At 35.6% G+C, this 25,534-nt stretch carries 25 protein-coding genes and 1 other RNA gene; 20 read left to right on the forward strand and 6 right to left on the reverse strand.

Features of this window, described 5'->3' with window-relative positions:
• Positions 1–55: 55 nt before the first annotated feature.
• Positions 56–1,219, reverse strand: coding sequence for a 3-phosphoglycerate dehydrogenase family protein (locus tag EDX97_RS01645; RefSeq protein WP_128519449.1), 1,164 nt, complete (start codon positions 1,217–1,219; stop codon positions 56–58).
• Entirely contained in the window at positions 1,219–2,301 is a 1,083-nt protein-coding gene (gene serC / locus EDX97_RS01650) for a 3-phosphoserine/phosphohydroxythreonine transaminase (RefSeq protein ID WP_128519450.1), read from the reverse strand. Before serC ends, EDX97_RS01645 begins: the two co-directional genes overlap by 1 nt.
• Before the next feature lie 169 nt (positions 2,302–2,470).
• On the opposite strand from serC, the gene mgtE reads away from it, so the two are divergent.
• From mgtE to EDX97_RS01680, 6 genes are all read left to right on the forward strand, one after another.
• Complete coding sequence (mgtE, locus tag EDX97_RS01655; RefSeq protein WP_128519451.1) at positions 2,471–3,814, forward strand: magnesium transporter; 1,344 nt, start codon at positions 2,471–2,473, stop codon at positions 3,812–3,814.
• 4 nt (positions 3,815–3,818) lie between these two features.
• Entirely contained in the window at positions 3,819–4,985 is a 1,167-nt protein-coding gene (locus EDX97_RS01660) for a CapA family protein (RefSeq protein ID WP_128519452.1), read from the forward strand.
• On the forward strand, positions 4,982–5,437 hold the full coding sequence (gene smpB / locus EDX97_RS01665; protein WP_128519453.1) for an SsrA-binding protein SmpB: 456 nt from the start codon (positions 4,982–4,984) through the stop codon (positions 5,435–5,437). The genes EDX97_RS01660 and smpB overlap by 4 nt, the downstream gene beginning before the upstream one ends.
• 23 nt (positions 5,438–5,460) lie before the next feature.
• Positions 5,461–5,849: a transfer-messenger RNA gene (gene ssrA / locus EDX97_RS01670) on the forward strand.
• 156 nt (positions 5,850–6,005) lie between these two features.
• Entirely contained in the window at positions 6,006–6,491 is a 486-nt protein-coding gene (locus EDX97_RS01675) for a flavodoxin (RefSeq protein WP_183164224.1), read from the forward strand.
• A 90-nt stretch (positions 6,492–6,581) separates the two neighbouring features.
• The gene (locus EDX97_RS01680; RefSeq protein ID WP_128519455.1) at positions 6,582–6,857 is read left to right on the forward strand and encodes a DUF7675 family protein; all 276 of its coding nucleotides are present in this window, start codon (positions 6,582–6,584) and stop codon (positions 6,855–6,857) included.
• A 33-nt stretch (positions 6,858–6,890) separates the two neighbouring features.
• Here EDX97_RS01680 and EDX97_RS01685 read toward each other — a convergent pair whose 3' ends face one another.
• Positions 6,891–7,601, reverse strand: a complete 711-nt coding sequence (locus EDX97_RS01685; protein ID WP_128519456.1) for a matrixin family metalloprotease — start codon at positions 7,599–7,601, stop codon at positions 6,891–6,893.
• A gap of 164 nt (positions 7,602–7,765) precedes the next feature.
• Here EDX97_RS01685 and EDX97_RS01690 point away from each other — a divergent pair, with 164 nt between their 5' ends.
• The 3 genes from EDX97_RS01690 (at position 7,766) to EDX97_RS01700 (ending at position 9,561) form a co-directional block, all read left to right on the forward strand.
• Positions 7,766–8,359 carry a hypothetical protein gene (locus tag EDX97_RS01690; RefSeq protein ID WP_128519457.1) on the forward strand — a complete coding sequence of 198 codons (594 nt, stop codon included), beginning with the start codon at positions 7,766–7,768 and terminating at the stop codon, positions 8,357–8,359.
• A 235-nt stretch (positions 8,360–8,594) separates the two neighbouring features.
• Positions 8,595–9,002 (forward strand): hypothetical protein, encoded by a 408-nt coding sequence (locus tag EDX97_RS01695; RefSeq protein ID WP_128519458.1) that lies wholly within the window; start codon positions 8,595–8,597, stop codon positions 9,000–9,002.
• Between the two features lie 4 nt (positions 9,003–9,006).
• Positions 9,007–9,561, forward strand: coding sequence for a hypothetical protein (locus EDX97_RS01700; protein WP_128519459.1), 555 nt, complete (start codon positions 9,007–9,009; stop codon positions 9,559–9,561).
• On the opposite strand, the gene EDX97_RS01705 is transcribed toward EDX97_RS01700, so the two are convergent.
• A complete protein-coding gene (locus tag EDX97_RS01705; protein ID WP_128519460.1) occupies positions 9,536–9,961 on the reverse strand; it encodes a DUF3284 domain-containing protein in 426 nt (141 codons plus the stop codon). The genes EDX97_RS01700 and EDX97_RS01705 overlap by 26 nt on opposite strands.
• A gap of 3 nt (positions 9,962–9,964) precedes the next feature.
• Positions 9,965–10,669, reverse strand: coding sequence for a helix-turn-helix domain-containing protein (locus EDX97_RS01710; RefSeq protein WP_128519461.1), 705 nt, complete (start codon positions 10,667–10,669; stop codon positions 9,965–9,967).
• 184 nt (positions 10,670–10,853) lie between these two features.
• On the opposite strand from EDX97_RS01710, the gene EDX97_RS12090 reads away from it, so the two are divergent.
• Positions 10,854–10,976, forward strand: coding sequence for a hypothetical protein (locus EDX97_RS12090; RefSeq protein ID WP_273344851.1), 123 nt, complete (start codon positions 10,854–10,856; stop codon positions 10,974–10,976).
• Between the two features lie 43 nt (positions 10,977–11,019).
• Here EDX97_RS12090 and EDX97_RS01715 read toward each other — a convergent pair whose 3' ends face one another.
• Complete coding sequence (locus EDX97_RS01715; RefSeq protein ID WP_183164225.1) at positions 11,020–14,601, reverse strand: DEAD/DEAH box helicase; 3,582 nt, start codon at positions 14,599–14,601, stop codon at positions 11,020–11,022.
• A gap of 81 nt (positions 14,602–14,682) precedes the next feature.
• On the opposite strand from EDX97_RS01715, the gene EDX97_RS01720 reads away from it, so the two are divergent.
• The 10 genes from EDX97_RS01720 (at position 14,683) to EDX97_RS01765 (ending at position 25,516) form a co-directional block, all read left to right on the forward strand.
• A complete protein-coding gene (locus EDX97_RS01720; protein WP_128519463.1) occupies positions 14,683–16,371 on the forward strand; it encodes a 1-deoxy-D-xylulose-5-phosphate synthase in 1,689 nt (562 codons plus the stop codon).
• 17 nt (positions 16,372–16,388) lie between these two features.
• Positions 16,389–16,952 (forward strand): flavin reductase family protein, encoded by a 564-nt coding sequence (locus tag EDX97_RS01725; protein WP_128519464.1) that lies wholly within the window; start codon positions 16,389–16,391, stop codon positions 16,950–16,952.
• A gap of 61 nt (positions 16,953–17,013) precedes the next feature.
• Positions 17,014–17,490 (forward strand): pyridoxamine 5'-phosphate oxidase family protein, encoded by a 477-nt coding sequence (locus EDX97_RS01730; protein ID WP_128519465.1) that lies wholly within the window; start codon positions 17,014–17,016, stop codon positions 17,488–17,490.
• Between the two features lie 39 nt (positions 17,491–17,529).
• Positions 17,530–18,600, forward strand: a complete 1,071-nt coding sequence (locus EDX97_RS01735; RefSeq protein WP_221175863.1) for an Mbeg1-like protein — start codon at positions 17,530–17,532, stop codon at positions 18,598–18,600.
• Between the two features lie 72 nt (positions 18,601–18,672).
• Entirely contained in the window at positions 18,673–19,119 is a 447-nt protein-coding gene (locus EDX97_RS01740) for a MerR family transcriptional regulator (protein WP_128519467.1), read from the forward strand.
• Positions 19,116–19,523, forward strand: coding sequence for a flavodoxin (locus EDX97_RS01745; RefSeq protein WP_128519468.1), 408 nt, complete (start codon positions 19,116–19,118; stop codon positions 19,521–19,523). Before EDX97_RS01740 ends, EDX97_RS01745 begins: the two co-directional genes overlap by 4 nt.
• Positions 19,524–19,818: 295 nt before the next feature.
• Positions 19,819–20,658, forward strand: coding sequence for an AIM24 family protein (locus EDX97_RS01750; protein WP_128519469.1), 840 nt, complete (start codon positions 19,819–19,821; stop codon positions 20,656–20,658).
• 360 nt (positions 20,659–21,018) lie between these two features.
• Positions 21,019–23,223 carry a type II CRISPR RNA-guided endonuclease Cas9 gene (gene cas9 / locus EDX97_RS01755; protein WP_128519470.1) on the forward strand — a complete coding sequence of 735 codons (2,205 nt, stop codon included), beginning with the start codon at positions 21,019–21,021 and terminating at the stop codon, positions 23,221–23,223.
• Positions 23,204–25,012, forward strand: coding sequence for a type II CRISPR RNA-guided endonuclease Cas9 (gene cas9 / locus EDX97_RS01760; protein WP_128519471.1), 1,809 nt, complete (start codon positions 23,204–23,206; stop codon positions 25,010–25,012). The genes cas9 (EDX97_RS01755) and cas9 (EDX97_RS01760) overlap by 20 nt, the downstream gene beginning before the upstream one ends.
• Before the next feature lie 324 nt (positions 25,013–25,336).
• Complete coding sequence (locus EDX97_RS01765) at positions 25,337–25,516, forward strand: hypothetical protein (RefSeq protein WP_128519472.1); 180 nt, start codon at positions 25,337–25,339, stop codon at positions 25,514–25,516.
• Positions 25,517–25,534: the final 18 nt, after the last annotated feature.

Consider the following 25,534-nt stretch of genomic DNA (forward strand, 5'->3'; position numbering starts at 1 on the left):
GACAATACATTGCATCGTCTGTACTGTCGGTTGCTGCTTTTAGATCATAGATTATTTAGTCATGATAGGTTGTTACGCGAATAATGCCATCCAATGTGTTTAGTTTTTGAAGGGATTCAGCTAATGGTTCTTTATCTAAATCTAACATTGTCACTGCTACATCGCCACGTGACTTATTGATCATGTTTTCAATGTTATTGGTTTCGGAGAAACTATCTGTTATCTTGCTGATCATTCTTGGTTTATTGACGTGAATCACGGATACACGATAGTTATGATTCCATTCCATTTCGCAGCGTGGCAAGTTGACAGAATTAGCAATATTGCCATATTCTAAGTAGTCCATGACTTCTTTGGCTGCATTGACTGCACAGTTTTCTTCACTTTCTGCTGTTGATGCACCTAAGTGAGGAATCGGAATGCAATGGGGATGAGCAGCAAGCTTCGGTGTAGGGAAGTCCGTTACATAAATAGCGACTTTTCCAGAATCCAAAGCTTCTAGCATATCTTCTTCATTGACCAATCCACCACGTGCCATGTTTAAGATTTTCACACCATCTTTCATTTGGCTGATTGTTTCTTTATTGATGGTATTCATGGTATCTGGGGTTTGTGGAATATGGATGGTAACGAAATCAGCGTCTTTCAATACACTTTCCATCGTATTTTCATGTTTGACCCAACGAGATAAGCTCCATGCGGCATCGACTGTCATATATGGATCATAACCATGTACTTCCATATCAAAGCGTAAAGCGGCATTGGCTACACGACGGCCAATGGCACCACCAACACCGATGATACCTAATGTTTTACCAGCTAGTTCATGGCCAGCATATTTTTTCTTTTGTTTTTCCATATCTTTGGCAAGATTTGGATTGTCTGTTTGGCTTTTTGCCCATGTGATGGCATTGTAGATATCACGAGATGCCAATAACATTCCGGCAAAGACTAATTCTTTAACGGCATTGGCATTGGCACCTGGGGTATTAAATACGGCAATACCTTTTTTTGTACATGTTTCAATATCGATATTGTTGACACCAGCTCCAGCACGGGCAATGGCTTTTAGGTTTGGATTATAGTCGATATCGTGTAAATTTGCACTACGTACGACAATGGCATCTTCATTGGTTTTATCATCGCCAATTTCGTATTGATCGGTAAATTGATCCAATCCAGCTTTGGCAATGTTGTTATAGAGTTTGACCGTGTACATTATGCATTCTCCTTTTCGAATTTCTTCATGAAGTCAATCAAATAATCTACAGCTTCTTCGGTAACGGCATTGTAGATACTTGCACGCATACCACCAACCGAACGATGGCCTTTGATATTCGCAATACCAGCTTTTTTTGCTTCGGCAACGAATTTCTTATCTAATTCATCATCACCGGTCACAAATGGAACATTCATAAGTGAGCGGTCTTCTTTGTTGACATTGTTTGTATACAATTTTGAATTGTCAATGTAGTCGTATAATTTCTTAGCTTTGCGTTGGTTGATCTTTTCCATGTTTTCCAAGCCACCAATGACTTCTTCTAACCATTGGCAAGTTAAGCCAACCATATAGATGCCCCAAGTTGGAGGCGTATTGAACATAGAATCTTTTTCGGCATGTACTTTATAAGACAACATGCTTGGTAATTTATCTTGATCTGCACGATCTAATAATTCTTTTTTAAGAATAACGATGGTTACACCGGCAGGTCCCATATTTTTTTGTGCACCAGCAAAGATCAAATCATATTTTGTGACATCAACGGGTTCTGAGCAGATGCAGCTAGATAAATCGGCAACTAATAATTTTCCATCGTGTGGTGGTAATTGTTTATATTTAGTTCCAAAAATAGTATTGTTTTCGCAAATATAAACATAATCCGTTTTTGGATCTAAATCTTCTTGTTTGATTTTTGGAATATATGTATAGTTATCTTCTTTACTAGAAGCTGCAACATGAACATAACCAATTTTCTTTTGTTCTTTGATGGCTTTCTTTGTCCACTGTCCGGTATCGATGATATCAGCACCATTTTGTAACAAGTTCAATGCAACCATGAAGAATTGCGTAGAACCTCCACCTTGTAAAAATAAAATGTCATAGTCTTCGGGGATGTTCATCAAGCGACGAAGGCTAGCTTTGGCATTATCTATGATTTCTTTGAACTCAGCAGATCGGTGTGACATCTCCATGACGGACATACCACTTCCGTGATAATCCAACATTTCGGCTTGGGCCTTTTTTAATACCCATTCGGGGATGGCAGCTGGTCCGGCTGCAAAGTTATAAACTCTTGTCATTTTTTATACTTCCTTTCATGACTGTACTTTTTTATTATACGTATTCAATCAATAAATGCAAGAGAAATGTTCATAAAATAAAATCAAATGTATACATTTGGTGCACATTACTTTATGGCTTTGTTTTGTTATTTTTCAGTGTTAAAATTGATTCGTGGAGGTGATATCTATGGAGAAAATTACACAAGAAAAGTTGCAAGATGCCCTGCAAAATCAAGATTCTTTTTTAGCATTCTATGTGGATGTAGAACCCGTTGATTTAGCACTAGCTATAGAAAATCTAGATGATGACGATATTCAAAAGATTTGCCAATGGTTAGAGGATGAGCCTTTGAGTGAATTGATCGAAGATGCAGATGATGATTTACGACTTCGTTTATCTTCTTTCATAGATGATCATCGCTTGCTTTCTGTATTTAACTTTATGCAGAAGGATGATATTGTCGATATTATTGGTGATTTGCCCACTGGCCGAAAGAAAGCATTGATCAATTTAATGCGTTCGGGTGATCAAAAGATTATTAAAGAATTGTTGAAATATCCAGAAGAATCGGCTGGTGGTATCATGACCACTTCCTATATTGCTATTAAAGCCAACTGGACGGTTGCTCAATCTTTACAGCGTATTCGTGAAATTGCAGATAAGTCCGAGGTTATCGAAACGTTATATGTTATCGATGATACGAAACGTTTGATTGGTGAAGTAGATCTTCGTAATATGTTGGGTGCACAAAAGGCACAGCGAATTTCAACGATTATGGATGATTCAGTTATTTCCGTTCAACCTGAAGTGGATCAGGAACAAGTGGCTCGTTTGGTTTCGCGATATGATTTAACTTCCATTCCGGTTGTCAATAAACGAGGGGCTATCTTAGGTATCATTACTGTTGATGATGTTATCGATGTTATCGTTGAAGAATATGAAGAAGATATGTTACAGATGGCCGGAGTCAATCGGGAAGAGGATCTTTCAAGTACTTTATCCGAATCAATCCGTATGCGATTGCCTTGGTTGATGGTTAATTTATTGACGGCTTTTTTAGCTTCGTTTACTGTTAAGATGTTTCAAAATACAATTGAACAAGTTGTGGCTTTATCCGCTACCATGACCATTGTAACAGGAATGGGTGGTAATGCTGGAACACAAACGATGTCGATTTTAGTTCGTGAACTAGCGAAAAGAGAAATTTCTTTAAAAGAAAATTGGAAAGCTCTAGTAAAAGAATTGCTATTAAGTGTTGTAGATGGTGCTGCAACTGGTATTGTTACGGCTATCATTGTGTATTTTATGTATGGAAATTTCTATTTGGCTTTGATCATTTTTATTGCCATGATTGGTAATTTATTGGTTTCTGGTTTATTTGGCTTCTTGGTGCCTTTAGGTTTAAAGAAGTTACATGCAGATCCAGCTATTTCATCGACGATATTTGTTACAACGGCAACGGATGTTTTAGGCTTTTTTATTTTCTTAGGTTTAGCAAAATTATTTATATCGCACTTAGCAGGGATGTAGAAGTATGAACGTTTTAATGAGAATTTGGTTTGTAACCTTTTTAGTAATGTGTGTATTTGGATATTTGATGAATCAGGTCCAACCCATCACGACTCTATCTAAAAAAACGAGTGCCAGTACCAACACGGATTCGTTTACGGTCATGGGTGTAGGGGATAATCTTTTGCATGATGTGATTTTTCGCAACATGGATCAATCTATGAAAGATGTCGACTACAATGATTTCTATAAAACAATTAAAAAATATACAACAGCGGATTTAAACTATATCAATTACGAAACGATTTGTGCGGGCACAAAGAATGGCTTATGGTTGGATGGTTATCCTTCGTTTAATGGACCAGCCAAATTTAATGATGCCGTTGCGAATGCTGGATTCAATTGGTTCAGTCTATGCAGTAATCATACCTATGATCGGGGAACGTTGGGTGTGCAGACAGAATTGGATTATATCCAAAAACATTGTAAAGATGTTACGGTAACGGGTGCTTATCAAACCAAGAAGGCATCTGAAACACCGACTGTTGTGAAAATTCATGGAATTCGGGTTGGTTTGGCAAGTTATGCCTATGGATTTGAGTCTCAGCCGGATGATTCGGATACAGCCTGGATGGTCAATAAAATCAGTAAAACAAAGATTAAAAAAGATATGAAAAAGTTGAATAAGGTCAGTGATGTGCAGATTGTTACCATGCATTGGGGCACGGAATATCATACCGATGTCAACGATATGCAAAAAGAGTATGCGAAATTATTGAATTCGTTAGGTGTAGAAGTGATTATTGGTACCCATCCACATGTGATCGAACCGGTTGAATGGATTCGGAGTGATAAACAAGATACATTGTGTTATTATTCTTTGGGTAATTTTATAAGTGCGCAGAATGCGAATGATAATATGATTGGTGGTATGGCATCTTTTAAGGTGACCTATGATCATGATAAGAAAAAGGCGACGGTCAGTGATGCTGCATTTACACCAACCATCACATATTATGATTCCAATTATAACAATTATCAGATGTATACCATTCATGAATGGACGAATAAAAAGGCAAAGACACATGAAGTTACGGTAAGTGAAGGACAGGATATTTCGAAAGAATATGTGCAAAAATATGTTAAGAATGTAATGAAGGATGTAAAAGGAGTAAAGATTGTTACAGAATGACTAATCGAAAAATAGTAGTAGAAAATCGAAAAGCGCGTCATGAATATGAATTGTATGATCGTTATGAAGCAGGTTTGGAATTAAAGGGTACGGAAATCAAGAGCATTCGTTTGGGGAAGGTTCAATTACGAGATAGTTATATTAGTATTCGTAATGGGCAAGCATTTATCAAGGGTATGCATATTTCTCCCTATGAATTTGGAAATCGATTCAATCATGAAGAAGATCGAGATCGTCGTTTATTGTTGCATAAAAATGAAATTTTAAAATTGGATCAAGCAACACGAATCAAAGGATATACGGTCGTTCCGGTTTCTTTGTATCTTTCCAAAGGGTTGGCAAAAATGGAGATTGCGTTAGCGAAAGGTAAAAATTTACACGATAAGCGAGAAGCAAATAAAGCGAGAGATGCGAAACGTGAAATTCAAAAGGCCTTGAAAAATCGGTATTAGGATGGTATGATTAAGTACCTTCTGGGGGTGTATTTTGGTATTCGATGAGTATTTGTTTGGATACTGCCACAGTCGCGAAGGAACGCGTAATAACCAAATTAAATTAATTGCTAAAAACAAACTTGCTAATGTATTTGGTGCAAACCAAAGCATGGCTTTTGCTGCTTAATTGAGTCGTAGATAGACCTTGCAGCCCGGTTGACTGATCTTTGCTTTCTTTGTCAGCAACACGCGTTAAAACTAAGAAGATAGGGATAAGTGATCATTCTAAGCTTGTCATGAAAATTCTAGAATGGCATCAATGAGCAATCGTTTCTATCCGGTTCCATTGATCATAAAGATAGAAAAAACTGTAAACGCAATATCGTGGGACGATGCTTAGACAGGAGTTCGACTCTCCTCACCTCCACCAAAGAAAATAAAGCCCTTTCTATAAGGGCTTTTTTGTTATACATTTTTGGAATTGCATTCGTCGGATGTTAAAGGGATTCACTGGATTTTCAGGAGTAAAATCCTAGACACGTGTGTAAAATTTGAATACTATTATAAGTGAAAAGAGGAAATGTGTATGTCAAAGAAATATTTAATTGTATATTATAGTCAATCGGGAAATACAAAGTCTGCTGCAGAATTGATTCAACATGTAGTGGATGCCGATCTTTATGAAATTGAAGCGCAGGATCCTTATCCAACCAATTATAAAGAATTATTAAAACGTGTTCGAGAAGAAATGGATGAAAATGTGGATGTGGCATATAAACCTGTATCCATTGATGTATCTTCTTACGATGTGATTTTCGTAGGTACACCAAACTGGGGTGGGAAAGTGGCCTTACCATTGGCAACATTCTTGAAACAACAAGATCTAACCGGAAAGACTATTCTGCCATTCCTATCACATGGAGGTGTTGGCAAACAAGACATTGAAGACGATTTGAAAGAATTATGTCCAGGTGCTAAAGTGGGTTCAGCCTATTCTGCTTTTCAAAAAGTAGAAGAAGATGATGTCGAAGATGTCATTGCTTGGATGTATCAATATATGGATCGTGCATAATATTTTAATTCTAAGAGTCCACCAGTTTGTCTGGTGGATTTTTTAGACAGATCATTTGTTAGGATGCATACGAAGAAAGGAAGAAATCGTATGTATATGACAAAAGAAGAATTAGAAGCTCGTTATGGTTCGATGGTATGTTTTTATAAAGAAGATCCCGATGAAAGAATTTGGCATACGTATCCAATGAAAGAAAATTTTGTGACTTATTTTTTTAGTTTCAATCGTAAAATTATTTATCAATTCTGGGAGGATTTTCCGCAGAATTTGACCAGGGAAGAAGTATATTTATTTACGAAGGAAAATCCAAGAATGGCTGAATTACGTGGATGTCGGATCATACATGGTCAATTGATTTGTGAATAATGAAAAGAAAGATGGATAATAGGTCCATCTTTCTTAAGCTGCATATAATGCTTGTACTTTATCGATATCGGTTTGTTGGATGCCATAATAGGAACCGGCTGATTGCATGACCGAGATTTCCGAATCATTATGATCCAAACCAATCACATGGCCTAATTCATGTTCGGCGGTATTTACGATTCGATCATTCGTATAACCATAATATGGATTTTCAATCAAATAATAGGAATTCAGTGTAATCGTTGCGTGTGTAATTTGATTGGTTAGTGCATTCCTTTCAGTTTCGGTGAGTCCTGCGGCGGATGAATTAGAATCTGAAGCATCCGAAGCAACTATATCTGCGCTGGATTCATCATCTGCCATCGTAAATGTAAATACGCCTGTATTATTCCAATTGGCGATGGCATCTTCATAAGCAGAGCGCAATGTTTGATTGGTTGATGCGATATAGATGGTTGCGGTATCCGATGGCCATTTCATACCCGTATAATAGGAATAATCATCAGTCGATAAATTGTTTGTATTTGCATTATTATTGTCGTTTGCAAGATAGCTAACAATCTCATTTTCAGTTAGTGTAATGGATTTTGCTAATTGGGAATCGCTATTTTGGGCATAGATGTTTAAACCAGCTAAAAGTATAAATAAAACAAGAGCAATCTTAAATAAACCCCAGATTATATGCAGGACAATCCGAAAAAGAAGCATTGGAATAAAAAATATTGTTTTTAATATTCTTTTCATTGTATCCCTCTTTTCTGGTCTTGAAACTTTAACAAGTATACCTTAAAAAAACTTTAAAATATAGATTTGAAAATATTTTATAAAGTCCCATTTTTTGGATACATCTTTCTATATATTGATAATAGAAAAGGGGTTCGTTATATACGAACAAAAGGAGACAAAAGATGAAAAAGGGATGCAAAGCATTGTTTTGTGCAACCATGATCATGGGAATGGGTTTAAGTCCTATTTATGCGCAAACACCAAAACACGAATCATTGAGTGAAGTATCGATGAAGCATAAGTACTGGCGGAGTGGTATGTATAAGATTGGTACGGATTTGCCAGCCGGAGAGTATTATTTAAAAGGTAAAGGATATTGGGAAATCGATGCCGATGCTTCGGGTGAATTTGATAGTATTTTGGCTAATGATAATATTGATAGAGCTGCCATTGTATCAGTTTCAGAAGGGCAATATCTAAAGACTGTAGGTCGTATCAAAATTTATACGTATGGGGATAATCCAACCATTAATGTACATAAATCCGGTATGTTTAAAGTGGGTGTCGACCTTCCAGCTGGAGAATATCAATTGGTCATTGATAAAAAATCAAAAAGTTTAGAAGATACAGGCTTAGGTGGATACTATGAAGTGTCTGTTGATGCAACGCATCAATTAGACAGTATCATTGCGAATGGTAATTTTGAAGATAGTACGTATTTATCTGTATCGGATGGACAGTATTTGAAATTAAGTAATTGTCATATTTCTGAATAGGGCGAGGAAGTTTTCCTCGCTTTTTGATTATAAGTTGAAAAAATCGTATTACAAGACATGTATGAAAAAGAACTATGGCAAGTTATAGTGAATTGTGATGCTTCCCAGGATGGTCCATTTTAGAAAACAAGGAGAATTTATTGTTGGCCTTCATGCAAATCATAATAATCCTCTATCGGCTTATTGGAAGCGAAGAAATATTTGTTGGCATTCGAAAAAATGATAAGATAACTATATGCAAGATGTATTGATGCGATATATTCTAATTAGTTTGTTCCTGTTGATTGTCTGGATCGTAAGCCTTGTTTTTGTGATTACAAGAGGAATTGACATCAAAAAGCCATTCTTTCAAACACATAAAGAAGGTATTACGATTATTACCGGTATTGTATGGAATGGCATCTTTGTGATTTTGTTTATGTCTTTGATCGTACCTACAATTTTAGATTTATCGTATATGCATGCCCATGCGTATCCCATGATTACAGGGAAAATTGCTCAAATTGAAGATAAACAAGTAACAATACAAGGAGACGAAGAACGAATTACCTTAGACATGGACATAAAAAATCATAAGGTAGGAGATATCGTTCAAGTACAATATTTACCGAATCTTCATAAAGGAATAGAAATTGTGAGGTGAGAGTATGCATCGCTCGATTATCATTGGTCAGTTGAGTTTGATTGTTTGTTGCATCTTTTATTTGATTTGGTGGAGTTTGTGTTATAAACCAAATGTAGTCGTTGATCGTTTAGATGGAATACGGGGTGCTTTATTATTGATTACGGCACTTTGTGGATTGGTTGGTGTTTGTTTAAGTGTACATGGAATGGGTATGTTAAGTGTTCAACATCTAATGTTTTCTGGTTCAAAGATCATTGGTGTTGGCATATTAACGTATATTGTGCTCTTATTGATCACGGTATTTGGTTTTCATCGACCAGTAACCACGGAACTCTTGCTCATTACCGGGTGGATGATGTTGGAAACATGCCTAATCAATGATTTATATGGTGCGCAAATTGTATCCAGTTCACGATATTGGGTCTTAATAGTTGTTCTTGTGTTGGCTTTTTTTGTGAGCATGGTTTTGTATGTACTTTATTATCGTATGGAACCGATGAAGGCCTATTATGCAGCCATGGTTCCATTGATAACGGAAGCTATCAGTATGGCTATTGTTTTGATTTTGAGTTTTTAATGATCGATTGCTCTATGGCTTTGATCATTTTTTTTGCACGTCTTTTTTGCGCACGAAGGGATGAAGCAGGGAGTTCTTGTTGATCAAACCGACTATATTCTTCTGTATATGTCACTAAACAATGTTTTTCATCGATGGATGTCAATTGATAATGAAGAATAGATTTATCTATTGATGTAGTGAAATGAACCAGATATTCTTGATCCGGCAGGAGTTTTTTGACATGAACTTTGATCATGCTTCCTTTTCGTTGTGTTGATTTCTTCTTATATCGATAGCCGAGCAGTTCTTGTTCCGTTATTGTATGATGGGTCACATTTTGAATATCATTGATCAACGATTGAATCAATAAGGTATAAAAATCATGTGCGCTCACTTTTAGTTTCATTTGAATTTCCATATGTTACACCCTTTCTGCAGTTCCAATCACTTTTCCCATACAATAAATTTCTTGACCTTCTTCGAAGGGAATATCGGCATATTTTGGATTAAGTGAATGAAGATGATCAATTTGAAATTGTTTGATCCAAACATCGCCATCAATCACAAAAATACCTATTTCATTGGTTTGAATGGTTTCTTGTTTTTTGACAAGAACATATTGGCCACTATGAAATTTTGGTTCCATACTATTGCCATCCACTTGTAAAATATAATCGGCTTTTCGAGCCTGTGGAGTATCGATAATTTCCATCTGTTCTTCTTCATTATCCATCATATAGTTACCTATACCAGCACTTGGACGAGCACTGAAAAAAGGTAAGGTCCATGTTGGTAGGTTTACTTCTTTATGGCGTTTTGCTTCAATAGATAATAAAGATAGAATGGCTTCTTGAGCGATGTCGTCTAAACTGCGAAATTGTTTGATCATATCTTTTTCTCTTGTTGAACAAACAAATTCTTCTTGAATATGGCAATTCAATAAGTCGGATGCCGATATTTCTAAGACTTCACACAATTGCACGATCTTATCGGCATCTGGTTTATTTAGATCGCGTTCCCAATTACTAATCACACCGGCTGATTTTACACCTACTTTTTTGGCGAGATCTTTTTGTTGATAGCCATGTTGTTCGCGAGCTTGTTTGATTCGTTGTCCTAAACTCATAATTATTTCCTCTTATGGATACTATACAAATATTTTATATTATAATCAAGAAAAACTTGATTGATTCGTTGACAAACAAGAAATAATGATTTAAAGTGAAATTGTTCAAGAAAAACATGAATCGATTATTGACATAAATAATGTCGATTCCACTTATATACTGACAATCGAGGAGGAATTATTTATGAATATACATAAACTACATTACAATCTAAATTTGTTGGTGTTGGCATTGGGAAAATTGATCGTATTGGGGACTGTTGAGTTAGTAGCGGTATTAGCTATTTGTGAGTATTGTTTGCGTTGATAGGTAAAACAAACGGACAAGTACAACACTTGTCCGTTTGTGTCTATTGCAACAAGGCTTCCAAATCTTCTTTTGAAATGGTCGTATTGCTCATTTGTTCGCCTGATAAAATATCATCGGCTAATGCTTGTTTCTTTTCTTGTAGTTCTAAGATTTTTTCTTCAATCGTATCTTTGATAATTAATTTATAAACGGTCACATCATTTTTTTGGCCAATACGATGGGCTCGGTCCGTTGCTTGATTTTGGGCAGCGGTATTCCACCATGGATCATAATGAATGACGATATCGGCACCAGTCAGATTCAATCCTGTTCCACCGGCTTTCAAAGAAATAAAGAAGACGGGTACATCGTTTTTATTGAAGGCATTGACGCGGTCAATGCGTACATTTTTCTTTGTGGCTCCTGTTATTTCATAGTAGGCAATTTGTTTTGCTTCACAATCTTTTTCTAGTTTATCCAACATGGTCGTAAATTGAGAAAAGACTAATATCTTATGGCCTCCTTCAATCGCATTTTCAATCAGATCCATACAGGCTTCTCGTTTGGCACTGGTTCCATCGTAGTCTTCTAAACAAAGGGATGGATCGCAACAAACCTGACGAATACGAGTCAATTGTGAAAGAATTTTAAAGCGTTGTTTTTTGAAGTCTTCGTCATTGGTCTTTTTCAATAATTGTTGCAACTTGGTGACTTGTCCATTGTATACATGGGTTTGTTTCTTATCCATGGAAACATATTGCACTTTTTCCAATTTGTCGGGTAAGTCTTTTAATACGTCTTTTTTCAGTCTTCGTAAGATAAAGGGGGAAATCATCTTACGAAGTTGTTCCAATTGTTGTTGATCTTGTTGTTTAACGATAGGTACTTCCATATTCTTTCGGAAATAATCATAACTATAGAGGAAGCCTGGCATTAAATAGTCAAAGATGCTCCATAATTCTTGTAGTTGATTTTCAATCGGTGTTCCGGTTAAGGCCAAGCGGCATTGACTGTTGATCAATTTCACGGATTTTGCAGCTGCTGTTGTATGGTTTTTGGTATATTGTGCTTCATCAATAATTTCAAAATAGAAATGTGTATCTTCATATTCGGCAATATCTCGTTTCAATAAATCATAAGACGTGACTAAGACATCATAGTTTATATAGTTTTCTATAATTGTTTTTCTTTCTTTTTTTGTCCCGCTTACCAATGCGGTTTGTAGTTGTGGGGCAAATCGTTCCATTTCTGCTTTCCAGTTATAAACTAAAGATGCTGGACAAATGACCAAAGAAGGTGATGGTTGTTCTTCTTTATGAGCGGCCAATGCGGTAATGACTTGCAGGGTTTTTCCTAATCCCATTTCATCGGCTAAGATACCACCGAAATGATAGGCTTCCAAAGTTTTGATCCATTGATAACCTTCTTCTTGGTAAGGACGTAATTCAGCATGTAATTCTTTTGGTAAGGCAAATTCTTCATTTTTGAATTTTTTGATGGTGTTTTTAAAACTAGCATCTTTACGTTGGCGTAGATCATTTTTTTCCGCTAACATGCGATCTAGATAGAAAGCGCGATACATCGGCACATTCATTTTGCCAGAAACCAATTGTTTCGGTGTCATATGTAAAGATTCCATCATTTGTTCTAGGGACTGTAAGCTTTGCGCATCCATTTGAACAAATTTACCAGAAGATAAACGATGATAGGTCTTTTTTTCTTTATAATGCGATAAGATTTCAATTAACTCATCCTGGGTTAGATCATCACTAGTGATTTGAATGTCCATTAAATCACTGTCTACTGATACACCAACTGTGATCTTTGGTTTAGTAATGATTTGTAGGTGTTCAAAACGAGTGGTTGCTTCTACGGTTCCGTATTGTAGAAGGGTATCAATGCCTTCTGTTAAAAATTTGTAGACATGATCGTCATCTTTGATGCAGAGCATGTGTTTGTCCTGATAGTGAAAATCAAAGTTTTGGAGGATTTGAAACATGTCCATTTCTCGTTCCACATAACGATGTTCTTTATTGGATGGATCATAATAATAGCCTTTGGCATCATTTGTGATTTCATCGGTCATTCGGTATCTTGATTTATCATAGATAGCCTCTATGGTACAGATCATGTAATCATCATCCGCATCGAAATAAAAAGTGAAGTCCGGTTCTGGTGGTAGGATGGATTCAATGGTTTCTGGTTCGATGATTTCCACATGCGAGGTTTCTTGAATCTTTGGTAATTGATCGTAATAAAAATGAGCTAGGTGTTTGTTGCCAATTTGGAAAGTAATATCGTCATTTTCATTACGAGGCATATGAATGAATGAATCGGCTTGGTCTAACGGAATTCGATAGAGGGTATTGTTTTCGAAATAGTAGCCATAGCGGATGCCTTTAATAATTGTTGGTACATGGCCTGTGACTTGTATGCCTTGCGTAGATTGATTTTGCATCAAGGGTTTAATCGTAAAAGAAATATCCAATTGGGTTGTTTTGGTTTGGATGTGTTTCTTTTCATATTCCACGGGAATGGTTTGCGCAATATCATAAAAAGCGTCAATTGTCTGGCCGGAAAGGTCAATTTCGGCACCAATATGCAGTGGTTCATATCCATACCGAACGGGTGTGTTTTCTCGTTCAACAACTTTGGCTTCAATCAATTCCAGTAAGGGAATGTATTCGGGATCAAAGCTTTCTTTATCCAACTGAAATTGCGTTTTTTTACTAATTACATACGGCGTTTGGGTATGTAAGTTATGGACAAAGCTAGAAAAAGATCGAATTTTATATAAGCGTTGATTTCCTAGCCAAACGGAAAAGGATAGGGAATCGATGTCAACATTTAAATGGGGCACTAATTTTACATGATGATCTATATTGGTGGTTTTTGTCGTATTAAATGTTTCTAAAAACACAAAGCCATTGCGATCGGTCCGATCACCGGGATTGTTTTGTAAGATATATTGGATCGTTAAATATAAAAGGGCGGCTTCGTGTTCACAAATTGGTTGTGTGCGTGCATAGTAGGTATCATAACTATTACGGCATTCATAATCACGACAACTGAGGCGTTTGATTTCGTTGTGTCGCAATTCTAAATAGGCGCTCATCCGATTCTTATAATAGCTTTGGACGACGAGATATTGGGTTTGATCTTCATCGACCCATTCGCTCAAGGTTAATTTAGGCTCATCGATAGTTATTGCGTGGTCATGGACCAATTGCACGCCTTTTTGCCATGTATCATAACGAATGGGAAGGGAGTTTAGCACTTTTCCCATATCAAAAAAATAATCATTTTTTGTAAAGGCTTTTTTGATTTGAGGCAAAATTTGTATTTGGAATTTTTCGTATTCTTTTTCTTTTGATTCTGTTCGCAATTGATCATCATAGGCAAAAAGCACAGCGGCTTCGTGTTTACAATAGCTATGATCTTCGGCATAGGGACAACTGCAATCAGCGTGAAGAATGGATTGTTCATCTTCATTGAGTTGAATGGTTACATAATAGGTATCATAGCCATCCACTTTTGCAGTTAATGTATGCTCTTTTTTTTCAAGATCATAGACTTGTCCCGAATAAAAATAGGATTTACCACGATTTAATATACGGACAGGAAATAAGTGTTTCCATTTCATTTGCATCACCATTTCAATTATATCAAGTTCTGTAGTATAATAGAAAAGCTTTATAATGTTATAACATTTAAAGGAGAGCCTATGAACACAAATAATATACAATCGTTATCTTTGGATGAATTAGAAAAATTAGCTGCTTCCATTCGTGCTTTCTTGATTCAATCTATTTCGCAAACGGGTGGTCATTTATCCAGCAATTTAGGTGTGGTGGAATTGACCATTGCTCTGCATTATGTGTTTCATTCGCCCCAAGATCAGATGATCTTTGATGTGGGGCATCAATCGTATACACATAAGATCTTGACAGGACGGATGGATCAATTTTCAACATTGCGACAAAAAGATGGATTGTCCGGTTTTCAAAAACGAAAAGAAAGTATCCATGATCCTTGGGAAGCGGGTCATTCTTCAACGTCTTTATCGGCTGCTTTGGGTCTGGCCATTGCTCGAGATATGCAACACAAAGATCATCAGGTCATTGCCATCATTGGTGATGGAGCCTTAAGTGGTGGGATGGCTTTTGAAGCTTTGCAGGATATTGGTTCGAAACAAAGGAAGATGATCATTGTTTGTAACGATAATCGCATGTCGATTTCGGAAAACAATGCCGGTTTTGAGAAAGGTTTCTTGGATCGCTCTTTATTTGAATCATGTGGATTGGATTATGTGGGGCCTTTAAATGGGCATGATTTGAAGGCATTGATCCAAACGTTTGAATCCATCAAGGATCATCAAGGGCCCATCGTTGTTCATGTATTGACTCAAAAAGGCAAGGGGTATCCATTGGCCGAAATTGATATGGAAGGAAATTGGCATGGTGTGGGTCCGTTTGATGTGGCAAGTGGAAAAATGAAGAAGAGTGGGTATTCTTGGTCTGCATTAATGGCGGATGCTTTGATGGAACTGGCCCAAAAGAATGAAAAGATCGTCGCTATTACGCCGGCCATGGCACAAGGTTCTAAATTGTATGGTTTTCAAAAAGCATTTCCAGATCGTTTTTTTGATTGTGGGATTGCTGAGCAGCATGCCATCACGATGGCCAGTGCCATGGCCCAAGGTGGTATACGCCCTTTTGTGAGCGTATATTCTTCTTTTCTTCAACGAGCTTTTGATTCTTTGTTGCATGATGCTTCACGAATGGATCTTCCCATTGTGATTGGTGTGGATCGCGCCGGTTTAGTGGGGGCCGATGGTGAGACGCATCAGGGTGTTTTTGATATACGGATGATGGAAATGATGCCACATATGATCTTGTCACAGCCAAAAGATGGCAAAGAAGCTCGAAATCTTTTGTATACGGCATTTTGTCAAGATCATCCCTTTGCGATTCGATATCCTCGAGGCAATGTAGAAAAAACAGATACTACTTTTGCGTGTATTCCCATTGGTTCTTGGACCAAAGAAATCGTGGGTTCGCATCCGTTTTGTATTGTGATCACGTATGGTCCCAAAGTGGATGTATTGATCCAAAAAGCAAAGGAAGAAAATCTGTCTTTGGTTGTTGTGAATGCGCGTTTCTTTAAGCCTGTGGATCAAAACATGTTGGTAGAATTGGATCGGATGGATTTGCCCATTCTGGTATGGGAAACTGATCAAATAGGGAGTTTATTGGATGTAATTCGCCGAACAATTTGGAAGCCAATCACCGTGATTGGAATTGGTGATCATTTTGTGGAACAAGGCGATATTCCTTCTTTGGAAAAAGAGGAACACATTGATGTGGATACGGTCATCCGGGTTGTGAAAAAGAGAAAAACAAGCATACTTTAGATGAATGGAGGGTTTTTATGAAAAAAGATTTAGGTGTTCAACAAGCCATTTTTCCTATGCCAGTATTAATGATTGCAGCGTATGATGAAAATGGTCAGGTCAATGTCATGAATGCAGCTTGGGGACAGATTGCAGCAAGTGATAAAATTGCTTTGTTTATTAGTGAGCCTCATAAAACAACGAAAAACATTCGCAAAACCAAGGCATTTACTGTATCGATTGCGGATGTCGATCATATGGATGTGGCGGATTATTTTGGGATGGCTAGTGGCAATACGGTCGAAGATAAGTTTGAGAGAACGAAATATCATGTAACCAAAAGTACACATGTCAATGCGCCAATCATTGAAGAATTCCCGGTTTGCATGGAATGTGAATTAGAAGATATCGTGGATGGCAGTATTCATGCCGTGGTTGGTAAAATTGTCAATGTATGTGCCGATGAATCGGTATTGGATGAAAATGGTAAAGTGGATCCTGGTAAACTTCATGCGTTGATTTTTGATAATTTCCAAAGTGGCTATTATGAAGTAGGAAAAAAAGTGGGCCAGGCTTGGAATGCTGGCAAGAAATGGTTGTAAAAATATGATAGAGTAGACATGAATCAAAATGATTTGTGTCTTTTTTGTTAGGAGGATGTTTATGTTTCGAAAAATGCGTCGTTTCAAACAAGAAATTTCCCAAGAAGAATGTATCCGCGTCTTGAAGGAACAACCCCGTGGAGTTTTATCAATCATGGGGGAGGATGGATATCCGTATGGGGTTCCATTGGATCATTGGTATGATGAAAAAACGGGAACGATTTGTTTCCATGGTGCCAAAGAGGGGCACAAGATCGATGCTATAAGAAAGAATAATAAAGTGTCGTATTGTGTATATGATCAAGGCTATCGCAAAGCGGGGGAATGGGCTTTGAATATTCAGAGTGTCATTGTATTTGGAACCATTCATGAAGTGAAAGATCAGGATCGTGCCATGGAAATTTGTCGGCAATTGTGTTTAAAATTTACCGATGATCAAGACTATATCGAAAAGGAAATCAAAAATGCGGGTTCGCGTGTCTTGTGTTGGGAAATTCAAATCGATCATATGACGGGAAAGTTGGTCAATGAATCCTAGTTGATATCTATGTTGAGTTTAACGAAGTATGTCGAGTGGATGGCATTTGTTTCCTTTGATGAACATGTCTTTGATGTGATGGATAGTATTATTTTGGCCCAATTTGCGTATTTGGATATGAAAGATGTCTGGCAACAAGAGCCTATGAAGATTCGTGATTTGATTGAGAAACAATCTTCGTATTCGATGCAGATGGTACCAGATGGACAAGATCATGATGACTTTATAAAAATGGTTGCACGATCGGATCGTTATGGCCAAATATGGGTCAAAAACAATGTGGATACGTTTGATGAAAAGGAACATATTCAATTTGGGGCGATGACCTTACAAATCGATGAGGATCACGATCTGATCCTGTTTAAAGGAACGGATGATTCCATCGTTGGTTGGCGTGAAGATTTTATGATGTCTTTTACCAAAACATTTAGTCAAACGGCATCTTTAGCTTATTTGGAAAGTGAGATCCAACCGCATAAACGGTATTATGTGGCAGGCCATTCCAAAGGGGGACATTTAGCTATCTATAGTACATCGCAATTGATGGAAGAAAATTTGGCACATATTCAAGCTATCTATGATTTGGATGGACCTGGACTATGTAAAGATGTGATGGATCCAGAATTGACTGCGCGTATCGATGCGATCACCATGCGGGTGATTCCCCAATACTGTATCGTGGGAAATATTTTTGAACCGCATTTTTCCAATGTCCATATTGTCAAAAGCAATGCACAGGGTACGATGCAGCATAGTTTATCCAGTTGGCAAGTGGATCATAAGGGGTTGATTGAAGCCAAAGAGGAAGATCCACAAAGTGTATGGATTTCAACATCAATCAATGAATGGATGAAAAATGTCAATCAAGCCGATCGTAAGACATTTGTAGATCAAATGTTTGATGCCTTTTCCATCAATGGCAATGTGAATTTTGAAGAAGTGAAAAAAGGAAATTTAATGGATTTTCACAATTTATTGATGGCTTTTTTAAGAACCGATCCTGTGACAAAGAAGACAGCGGTCGAATTACCAGTGACTGCGATTGCGAATTCAGGTCCTATTGTCAAGCAGAGACTCTGGGAACGAATCAAAGAACGAATGAAAAAATGAGGTCTGGATGACTTCATTTTTTTATTGACTTAAACCATACTTTAAGTTTTATGATACAAACAAGGAGGAATCATGGCTAAGACATATAGTATTTCAGAAGTGGCTTCCATGATGGGAGTAGCCCCTTCTACACTTCGGTATTATGAAAAAGAAGGATTATTGCCCAATGTGAAACGGGTCAATGGAAAGCGTATTTTTGAAGAAAAAGATTTTGGTTGGTTACGGGTGTTAAATTGTTTGAAAAATACAGGTATGCCCATTCGACGCATCAAGGAATATGCACTATTGAGCCAAATGGGTGATGAATCATTGAGTGCCCGATATGAATTGATCAAGGCACAACGAGAATATGTGCAAGACCAAATTGATCGATTGAATTATTACATGAAAGAGTTGGATTATAAGGATTGGTATTATCGAACGGCCATAGAATTGGGTTCGGAAAAGGCTGTACAAAATACAAGCAAGGCTAAAGAAATGAATCTGGATACGATTCCAGAAAAGGAGGACTTTAAATGAAAACGTTAGTTGCTTATTTTAGTGCAACTGGCACAACCAAACAGAAAGCAGAGCACTTGGCACAAGAAAAAGGGGCTGATCTTTATGAAATCGAGCCAAAAGTAAAATATACGAAGGAAGATCTGGATTGGATGAATGCGAAAGCCCGTTCAACCCAAGAGGGAAAAGATGAACAGATTCGTCCTGAATTAAAAGAAGAAAAGGTAGATTTAGATGCATATGATGAAATTTATCTAGGTTTCCCAATTTGGTGGTATCGTGCACCGAATATTATTTATAGCTTTATTGACCATAATGATTTAGAAGGAAAAACGATCCATTTGTTCATGACTAGTGGCGGTTCTTCTATTTCAAATGCACAAAAACAATTAAAAAAAGCATATCCAAACTTAAATATTGATTAAAGTCCAATTATTTACCCATATAAAAATGTATACTATAATCGTGATAAGGGAAAGGGATAGTATACAAGTTGGGGCATTACTTGTATGGAGGGTGTAGCCGACATTTTTTGATGTCGGCTATTTTTTCATAAAAAAATCATGTCAATAAAAAAATTTATGTGTCTTAAAAAACGGATATATTGTATGGTAATATACAAAAAACTAAAATATGACTTATTCTTGAAAATCATTGGCATTTAAATATTGTTATAAATTGATATAATTTAAATAATATAAACTAAAAAGGAGAGAAAAAATGAAAATTAAAAATTTAGAAAATGAAATTCGAAAGATTACAGAAAGAAAAGAAAACTTTAGCGTATTAGAGTATATACAAGATGCGAGTGTTTCTATGTATACAGCGCAAACGTCTTACTTTATGAGCAAAATGAATGTACATCGCCGTCAAGTTCTAATTGAGCTAGATGAAAAAAATCCTGTTATTATTCAGTCAGGGGCCATGCAATGGATGGCTGGTGATATTCATGTTGGTACTGGAGTAAAAGGTGTCGGTGATTTTGTGGGTAAAATGTTTAAAGGGGCCGTCACAAAGGAAAGTGCTATTAAGCCGGTATATTCTGGTACGGGTTTATTGGCATTAGAACCAACATATAAATACATTATCTTGATGGATGTAGGTTCTTGGGGAAGAAAAGGAATGACAATTGAAGATGGACTTTTCTATGCTTGTTCTGCAACAATATCACAAAAACTAGATCGTCGTAAGAATTTATCTTCTACAGCACTTGGCGGCGAAGGTTTCTTTAACTTGAGTTTGGTTGGAAATGGTGTAGCGGCTTTAGAAAGCAATGTACCTTATATTGAATTAGTGGTTGCTGAATTAAATAATGAAGAATTAAAAATTGATGGAAACTTAGCAATGTGTTGGTCGAGTGATTTGGATTTTACTGTCGAAAGAACCACAAAAACATTGATAGGTTCAGCAGCTAGTGGTGAAGGGTTCGTTAATGTATATCGTGGTACAGGTAAAGTATTGTTTAGTCCTGTAGCACCTACAAGTTCGTTGTCGCAAGCAACGAATACGATGTCAGCAAAAGCAGCTGCAAAAAACAGTAATACATTAGGAAAAAAATAATGACTTTTAAAATAGAAAGAATTTATTTATTCATGACATGATTGGTGATAAAATTGCTAAAAAAAATAGGAAAAAGGTTATAAGCTCTATTTTTTACTAGAATATCCATGTAATTAAGACAAGGAATTTTATACAAGTTGGAAGATTAGGTAGATGGAAGGTATAGTCGGCATGATTAATGTCGGCTATTTTTTTCGTAAAAAAACATGTCAATAATATTTATGTGTCTTAAAAAACGGATATATTGTATGGTATTATATAAAAAACTAAAATATGACTTATTCTTGAAAATCATTGGTATTTAAATATTGTTATCAATTGATATAATTTAAATAATATAAACTAAAAAGGAGAGAAAAAATGGGAGAAATAACTTTAGGCCTTGATATTGGAGTGGGTTCAGTAGGATGGGCATTAATTAATCAAGAACAAAACCACTTGATTGATATGGGAGTACGTATCTTTAACCAGGCTACACCGGCACAGGAGTCGCGATTAGCTCGTGGTGCAAGACGAAATCAGCGACGCAGAAAATGGCGTGAAAGACAGTTATTAGATGCTTTTTGCGATTTTCATATTGTGTCAAAGGAAGAAATATCTCAACCAGATTATCTATCATATACTGTAAACTCTGATACTTTTCATCGACCAAAAGACGATACCGTTTATCATTTACGAAAAAGAGCGTTGAGCGAAGAAGTATCAACACGTGAACTGATTCTTTGTCTTTATAATATTTGCAAGACAAGAGGTCATTTTTTAATGGAAACGGTTAATTTTGAAAAAGAATCAATTACTTTTCCTCTATTTGTCGAAAAATTTCATGAATTAATTGATTCCTATGTAGATTTTGATGATCAACAGGGTTTTGATGAGACAGTACTAAAGAAGTTGTTTGAACAAAGAAAGATTGGCCAATCGGAGATTAAGCGCTATATAACTCATGGTAATTATGGCAAGACGGAACGTGATGATTCTGCATTAAAAGAAGTTTGCAATTTATTAAATGAGTATAAAGCAAAATTGCAAGTTTTAGATGAGAATTTAGATTTAGAGAAAACTGTAAATATCAATGATTTATTAAAACGCGATGATCTGAGTGATCTTGAACAAGGTCTTATCGAATTGCATGATTTGATTCGAATAGCGCAAACCTTAAAAAGTCATAATTATTTATGTGAAATTGCAGTCGAAAAACTAGATAAGATGAAAGATATCTATGCTTTGGAAACATCAGATCCTGAAGAATATAAAAAAGTTAAAGATGACATTCAAGGACGGATGAATCTGTCAGACAAAAAGAAAAAACAAGGATGTAAATCTTTGAAAGTCGTCAAAAATTTGACAAATAATTATCCAAACGGATTGTATGTGAAAGAAGCACGTGCCATTCTACAGCAGCAACAAAAATACAATCCAAAGATTTCTAATTCATTTATTGATATTTGCTTGGATATAATTAAAGCTCGAATTCCATATTATGTTGGACCATTATCAGAAGATGGTAAAAACGCTTGGATCAAGAAAACAGGAAAATTCAAATACAGTTATCAATATTCTGAAAAGCAAGCTGTTGATTTAGAGGATACAATTACAGCATGGAAACAACGTATGATCTCTCGTTGTACGTATCTTCCTGATGAATATGCTTTACCAAAGGGTTCATTATTGGCGGAGGTTTTCAGTATTGCCAATGAAATGAATAATCTTATGGCTTCAGATAAAAATGGGGATACATATTATTTGACGCAAAAGGATAAAGTAGTTTTATTTGACAAATTGTTCTTAGTAAAAAAACAAGTTACATTTAAAGATGTTTGTGGCGCATTAGATTTAGATGCTTTTGGCACAAATATGCCATCGAATATAAAAAGATTTAATAATTCGATTACTTTATACCAATCCATTGTTAAATTAATTCCTAAATTAAAACTGGATTCAGTAATGGAAATTTTTGAAAATAGTAGCAAAATTGATGAAATAGAACAAATTATTTTATATATCAATTTATATGATGAAGAATTGACAAAGCGTGAATATTTTGAAAAGTTATATGAAAATAAAGATTTAGCTTCAAAATTAGCTCGTTTGCAATCGAAAGGATTTTATTCATTCTCAAAACAATTTATTTTTAAAGAAGTGATGGATGTTAATGGTAATACATTGTTGGAAAAATTGTTTAGCGATAATAAAAAAGATGTCAAAAATGAACAAATGACCATTATCACAAATGCTACAGATATTAATGGAAAACCAAGAAATTTCTTATCTAATAAGTATATAAAGAAATTACAAAAGGATAACCGATTAGGTATTGATTTGTTGATGGAAGATGGAAAACCAGTGATTCCTGTTGCACGTCCAGTTATTCGTTCTCTAAATGAGTGTCTAAAAGTCTATAGTGGAATTCTTGACATTTATGGTGTTCCAGATCGTGTGGTTATTGAAACGGCTAGAGATTTTGATAATGAAAATAAAGGTAAGATGACAACTAACCATCATGATCAGATGAAAAAATTGTATGATGATTTGATGAAACAAATCCATGAAGATAAAAAAACATAGATTACATCCAAATAAACAATTATCAGAATGGGACACAATTGAGTCTTATTTATCGAAAAATAGACAGAAAGTGGAATTGTATATTCGACAAAACGGTCGAGATTTATTATCAGGAGATCCAATAGATATTAATCGTTTAGAAAACTATGAAATTGATCACGTATTACCTCGTGGGTTTGGTGACAATTCAATGGGCAATTTAATGTTGATTACACATGAACATAATGCTAAAAAGTCGAATCGTTTGCCTTTACAATATATTGAATCCGGCGAATGTAGAGATGAGTCTGGTCATATTGTAACTTCTAAAGAATATGAACAACGTATTAAAGAGCTATATGAGTTGAAACTGATTAATGAATTAAAACGAGAACGTTGTTTATTAGCAGATACGGATAGTTTAGAAGGATTTATCAATCGTAATTTGGTGGATACACGCTATATAATTAAAGAATTTATGAGTATCCTTCGTGCCTATAATCAAGTCAATGAATTTAAGACCCATATTGTTGCTTTGCAGTCAAAATATACGAAAGTATATCGTCGCGCTTTCAATATGAACAAAACACGTAGTTTGGGTGATCAGCATCATGCGCATGATGCTGCCATGCTAGCCATTGCAGATCATGTATTGTCCAATTACTATCCGAATTATGACAGACGTCCTAATTTTAAAGCCTATCAAAAATTCATGGCTCAGATGTCTAAACGAGATCGAGATGAAATAATGACAACCAATCATTGGGTACGTGTAATGTATGAGAATACATATAATGAATATGTTAATGATAAAGACTCTTTGATAGCACAGATAAAATCATGTGTACCTCTATATTCATTAAAAGCGGAGAAAAATTTCAAAGGTGCATTCTTTAATGCAACGATTTATCCACAATCAGATAAAAAAGAGAAAGGAGTATTAGAACTATTAGGAATAAACAATGATAAACATGTTTTTAGTAGCATCGAATGTGCTGCGGTTGATTTTTATAAGCTGAAAGATAAAAAAGGCAAAGCAAAACATGTTGCGATTCATATTCCAAAAGTGATCATTGATCCAGATGGTAATATTAATAAAGAAAAATATATTAAACTGGTTCGAGACTACTACAAAGAATCAGATTTAATTGATGAAAAGGGGGATATTAAAACATATTATTTCCGCTTCCGAGCATTTCGAAATGATATTATCTACGATACATGTACACAAATGCCACAAAAGTTTAATATTGGTAGTATAGTGAATCAAAAACTAGAATTAAAGCATATTTATAATTTCAGTTATAATGAGATTTATGGGGATATGTTAGCGAATAAAAAAATGATTGAAGAGCAATTTAATTTAAAAAATAAATATAATAATGCCCTCAATGCACGCTTGTTTAAAGATATTGTTCCTGATCAAATGATTGACTATTGTTTGGATAACTTGATTGTTATTGAAGATCGAAAACGATTAGAAGCATCCGTTAGAAAGTTCCTGAAAACACATATGAATAATTTCTGGGAATATTTAGAATCTCTAGCCTTTGTAGGTCTTGTTATTAATCGTCCATGCACCCCAAAAGAATTTTATGGACAATATAAGCCAGTAGTGAATAATCTAAACATTAAACCAAAAGACATTCATGATTCGAAAAATGATACGGAATATGTTAAATTGAAATACTCGATTCTTGGAATTCGTTATTGGAAGACAAAAGATGGATTACAAATTGCGGGACCTAATCGTGCAGTAAATCAATATTCAAAAATAAGAAAAGAAAGCTATAGTCTAAACAACGGGTGATGGACGGATTTTCTGATTTACTTTAACATTAAACAAATAAATAAGGCTAAAGTATTACTTTATTAGTATCGCTAAAATAATTTTCTTAATTGTTGAGCATATACAACAAAGTGGTCTGGTCATAGAGATATGGCCAGATCTTTTTTGTTTTTCTTTTTATATCTGTCAATATATGAGAGAGTCATCTACTGAATTGTTGAATTATCTATCTTATTTATCGTGTAAATAAATGAATTTTTTATGTATATGGTATATAATATGTATATATGATTTATATAATTTAGAATATGAGAAAGCAGAGGTAGACAGAATGAGGTGCATATTATGACAAAGAAGAAAATGCTTTCCTTCAAAGTGGACGAAGAAGTGTATCATCGACTGAAACAATATGCTTTTGAGCAACATCAGAGCATGAGTTCGATTATTACCAGGTGGATCATGGAAGCACCTGTAAAAAATGAAGATGATTACAAGCAAAGCGAGTTGCCCGCAAAAGAAAAGTAATGAAGTAATAGTAATAAT

This window comes from Absicoccus porci (assembly GCF_003725415.1).
Taxonomy (GTDB): Bacteria; Bacillota_I; Bacilli_A; order Erysipelotrichales; family Erysipelotrichaceae; genus Absicoccus; species Absicoccus porci.